Below are 3,035 nucleotides of genomic sequence, written 5' to 3' on the forward strand. Positions count from 1 at the left end.
GGATGCCGGTGGCCCTCATCGACTGGGAGACGGCCGGCCCGGTGGACCCGCTGGTGGAACTGGCCCAGGCGGCGTGGCTGAACGCCCAGCTGATGGGCGAACGCGTCACCGAGGCCCAGCAGCTCGGAACGGTGGCCGACCGGGCCCGCCAGCTGCGCCTGCTCGTCGACGGCTACGGCCTGCCCCGCGCCCGCCGCGGGGAGCTGTTCGAGCTGATGGTGCAGGTGGCGGTGGCCAACGCCAAGGCCCAGGCCGACGAAGCCGGCGTCACAGCCGGTGCGGGTCCGAGCAGCACGGGTGCGGCGCCGTCGTGGGCGATGACCTGGCGCATCGAGTCCGCGGAGTGGATGCTGCGCCACCGCCGCACCCTCATCAACGCCCTGCAGCGCTGACCAACCCCCTGACCAGCGCCTCGCCCGACACTCCAGTCGCCCGGCTCTCGGCGCGGTTCCCCCGCTCACGGGGCCGGCACGCCACGCTCGAGAAGCTCCCACAGCCCGCGACACCGGCCTGGCGCGCGCGGTGGCCGCAGCCGCCACGACGCACGCCCTGCGCGCCGGGCTGCTGGCGCAGTAGCGCGCGCACCCACCAGCCTCCCAGCGCGTGGCCCAGGCCCTGGGCTACCGGGTGCTGGGCCAGCAGCTGAGCCCGCACCTGGACGCGTGAGACCGGTCACCGGGCACCCGGGGACGCCAGCGGCCAGGACCCCGCAGACACTCACTCCCACCGGCTCGCACGCGCTCCTGCGCCCGGTGCACTGCACGCAGGCCCGCCGCACCTGACTCGATGCGCCCGACACGCTGCACCCGCCCCACCGCGCCCGCCCCACCGCGCCCGCCCCACCGCGCCCCGACCCGCTCCCTCACCCCCGCACGGCCTGCGCGATCCGCTCGGCGACCCGGTCGGGCGTGAGGTCCGTGGTGTCCACGACCTCGCCCTCCCGGTGCAACCAGGCGCGGGCCGCCTCGGCGTAGTCCTGCAGGTACCCCAACCGGAACGAGGAGGGGCCCAGGACCGCATCGCCCACGATCCGCGCGCGCAGGGTGTCCTGATCGGCGTGCAGCACGAAGTGCCGCACGCCGATGCCGTGGTCGGCCAGCCCTTCGCTGATCTCGCGCCAGTACGCCTGCACCAGCACGGTCATCGGCATCACCAGCACCCCGCCGGTGTACTGCAGCACCCGGTGGGCGGTTTCCACCACCAGAGTCCGCCACGGCGGCCAGTGCTGGAAGTTCCCGCTCGTCGGCAGGGACGGGGTGATGTCCATCAGCGTCTCGCCGACCTTCTCGGCGTTCAGCACCCGCGAGCCGGGGACGAGCTGCTGCACCAGGGCGCTGGTCGTGCTCTTGCCCACGCCGTGGGCGCCGTTGATCCACACGATCACGAGCAGCGACGCTAACGGTGCCGTCCCCGGGCCACCCGCGCCTGCTCCGGATCGCCCACCGGTGGGCACCGGCCCCTCACACCCACCCGCCGGTGCACCCGCCGGTAGGTACACCCGCTGCGTCAGCTGCTGCGACACCTGCTGCGGCACCCGCACCGCCCAGCGGACGCAGGCTCGATCGCGACGCGCCCGGGGCAGTCCCATCCGCACCACACGTGGCGGCGCCACCGTCCCATTCCAGCGCAGGTGCGATCCAGCAGCACCCATCGGCGTCCTCGTCGACGTCCCCATCGACGTCCCCATCGACGTCCCCACGAAGCAGCCTCTAGCGTGCCCGCGTGAGCGAGGACGCCGCACCGGCCACCACCGCCCAGCACTGGCGCGCCGAGCGAGGCCTGCTGAACCAGACGCGGGCGGTGGCCGCGCACGCCGCCGCCGGGCTCTACCCGCCAGCACAGCGCCTGGAGCACCTGCCCTTCCTGAGCACCCCCCGGTGGCTGGCGCCCGCACCGATCCCCCTCGACGCGCTCAGCCTGCAGCTGCGCGAGGACGAGCAGCCGGCGGTGCTCAGCGACACCGCCGCCGAGGCCGCGCACGTGCGGCCCCTCTCCGCCTCGGGCGTGCCCTTCACCAGCTACACCGACGCCCTGGCGGCGATCGCGCGGCCGGCCACCTTCGAGGACCGGCCCGCCTACCGCCTGCTCGACGTCGACCTCAGCGCCGCAGCGGGACGGCTGACCTTCAGCGTGGACACCTACTTCCGGAAGCTGGGCCTGGCCGAGGCCTGCGCCCACGAGAGCAGCCGGGCCCTTCACGCCAGCGCCGGCGCGGCCCTGTCGTGGGCGGACCTGCCGCTGCGCCAGCGCATCGGCGACCCCTTCGACCTCACGACCCGCAGCGTGGTGCCCGACGTGCAGACCCTCACCCTGCGGCGCTCGCGCGCACGAGGCGGTGCCACCTTCCTGGTGCACTGGCGCGATCCGGCCAAGGTCGCCACCAACGCCGGCCTGCACGGCCTGGTCCCCACCGGCGAGTTCCAACCCACCACCGGCGCGACCGCCACTGCCGGCGAGCAAGAGCGCACCGGTGACTTCGACCTGTGGCACACCATCGTCAAGGAGCTCTCCGAGGAGGTCCTGGGCCGGCCCGAACGAGGCGGCGAGGAGACACCGGTGGACTACGAGCACTGGCCGTTCTTGCGCACCCTGCAGCAGGCCCGGACCGGCGGGCGCCTGCAGGTGCACTTCTTGGGAATCGGTGTGGACCCGCTGACCCTGGCCGCCTCGATCATGACGGTGGCCGTCTTCGACGACGACCTCTTCGACCAGGTGTTCGCCGACGCGGTGGCCGTCAACGCCGAGGGCGTGCTCACCGCGGCCGCCGGCACCTGCCGCGTCAGCGACGGCTTCCCCTTCACCGAGCAGGCCATCGCGCACCTGCTGCATGGCGGGATGACTCCGCCCAGCGCCGCGACGCTGCACCGGGCGTGGACGCTGCGCAGGCACCTCATTGAAACGTGATGACCGACGCCCTGCCCGCGACGCCCTGCCCGCGACGCCCTGCCCGCGACGCCCTGCCCGCGACGCCCTGCCCGCGACGCCCTGCCCGCGACGCCCTGCCCGCGACGCCCTGCCCGCGACGCCCTGCCCGC

General features: G+C 74.5%; 2 protein-coding genes and 1 pseudogene. 2 read left to right on the forward strand and 1 reads right to left on the reverse strand.

Annotated features, from left to right (window positions below; translation table 11 throughout):
• Positions 1-392, forward strand: a pseudogene (locus tag ACRYR7_RS25010) (aminoglycoside phosphotransferase family protein); the annotation flags it as partial.
• A gap of 470 nt (positions 393-862) precedes the next feature.
• On the opposite strand, the gene ACRYR7_RS25015 reads toward ACRYR7_RS25010, so the two are convergent.
• On the reverse strand, positions 863-1,384 hold the full coding sequence (locus ACRYR7_RS25015; protein WP_432575067.1) for an AAA family ATPase: 522 nt from the start codon (positions 1,382-1,384) through the stop codon (positions 863-865).
• Between the two features lie 338 nt (positions 1,385-1,722).
• On the opposite strand from ACRYR7_RS25015, the gene ACRYR7_RS25020 reads away from it, so the two are divergent.
• A complete protein-coding gene (locus ACRYR7_RS25020; RefSeq protein ID WP_432575068.1) occupies positions 1,723-2,904 on the forward strand; it encodes a helix-turn-helix domain-containing protein in 1,182 nt (393 codons plus the stop codon).
• Positions 2,905-3,035 lie beyond the last annotated feature (131 nt).

The sequence above is a fragment of the Kineococcus gurbantunggutensis genome, from assembly GCF_050871925.1.
Lineage (GTDB): Bacteria > Actinomycetota > Actinomycetes > Actinomycetales > Kineococcaceae > Kineococcus.